Genomic DNA, 1455 nt, shown 5'->3' on the forward strand with positions numbered 1-1455 from the left:
GGGGCCAGCATCAGCAGGTTGATCACCGCGCTGAACGCGCCGATGCTGACGAAGCCACGCCGGCAGGACGCCAGCGCGGCGAGGATTTCATTGGAGGGTTGCATGCCTTCGAGCCCCAGGAACGCCGCCTGCCGTGATTGACGCAACAGGCCGCGCTTGTCGAGAATTCGTGCGACCACCGTGGCGCGAGTTGTTCAGGCCAGCACCACGGCGGTCGTTGCCGGCGGCCGGGAGAGCGATCTCCCCGCCGCCTTTTTCATCACCGCCCGATCAGGCCGCCAGGGCCAGGTCGTCGGCCAGCTCCGGTACGCCAACCGTTTCGGCCGAGCCAGTGCTCAGCGGACCGGCTGCCAGGGCAGCGGCGACCACGTCGAAGGTGTCGTCGGTGGAGACACCGTAGGCGGCGAACAGATCGTCCAGAACCGACTCCAGAGGCGCGGTGTTGCCCTGCATCAGGCCGAAGATCGTTTCGTGCACTTCGTTGCCGACGCGGCCGGCGCCGAATGCGGCGGACAGGTCCAGCCCGCTGAAGGTGACCACGTAGTTGCTCAGGCTGAAGTCGCTGCCCGAACCACCACCGAGTACTTCGCCCAGAGAGACATTGTCCAGCTGGCCGTAGAGGTAGTGGTTCTGGTTGTCGCCAGACGGCAGGGTGAAGTCGAAGACGTAGTTCAGACCATTACTGACATCGCTGTCGGCAATAAAGGCGTAGTCCGAGTTGTTCGCACCATGGGTAGCGTACTGATCACCGCTGAATGTGCCATTGCTAAAACCACCGGTGTTACTGTCGCCATGGCCGGCGGTGGCAAAACCCGTGGTCCAGAAGGCCAGGTAATCATCGATGGTCGAGCTGCCGAAAATCGGGTCGTAAGTAACGGAAGCGCTCATGACAAATCCTCTTGTGCATGGAGTGATGGACGACGGTGAATCAAGCACCATCGCCTTTGCCCAAAACGGGCAAAGCCTTGCCCCGGCCCTCTGGCCGGAGCCGTTCAGAAGCGGTACTCGAGCATCCCGGTGAGGGTGCGGCCACGGGCCAGGGACAGGTTGTTGGCATCGCCCATGGCGACGAAGTAGGCCTGGTCGGTGACGTTCTCCATCGACAGCGCCAGGTTCAGACTGCTGGTCATCCAGTAGCTGGCGTAAAGGTCATAGACCTCGTATTGCGGCCAGAGCGCCTGGTCGATCTGCGCATAGGTGTGGTTGGTGAGGTTTTCGCCATTGCCGGCGCTGTAACGCAGGCGCGCGCCTACGTCCAGGCGTCGGTCGAGAAAGCGCATGCCCAGGGTCAGCGAACCACGGTCAGCCGGCATATAGGACGCGTTGCCCATGATCTGGCCGCAAGTGACCAGATCGTTCAGCGCGTCATTGGGCTGCGCCTCGTAGACCGGCACCTGCACCGGAATCTGGATAGGTCCGACCTGGATGAAACCGGGTTGGGTACCCACCTGCACG

Annotated in this window: 1 protein-coding gene and 1 pseudogene; both read right to left on the minus strand. The window is 62.6% G+C overall.

Annotated elements, in window-relative coordinates:
- Window positions 1-270: 270 nt before the first annotated feature.
- Window positions 271-888: a heme acquisition protein HasA gene (locus tag J0A65_RS23340; RefSeq protein WP_037055533.1), complete on the minus strand. Its 618-nt coding sequence runs from the start codon at window positions 886-888 to the stop codon at window positions 271-273.
- 104 nt (window positions 889-992) lie between these two features.
- A pseudogene (locus tag J0A65_RS23345) lies at window positions 993-1455 on the minus strand (hypothetical protein); the annotation flags it as partial.

The sequence above is a fragment of the Bowmanella yangjiangensis genome (genome assembly GCF_017255015.1).
Lineage (GTDB): Bacteria > Pseudomonadota > Gammaproteobacteria > Enterobacterales > Alteromonadaceae > Bowmanella > Bowmanella yangjiangensis.

Bases quoted from the DNA above. Each gene is read 5' to 3' on its own strand.
- J0A65_RS23340 (WP_037055533.1), bottom strand. From the start codon at position 888: ATGAGCGCTTCCGTTACTTACGACCCGATTTTCGGCAGCTCGACCATC.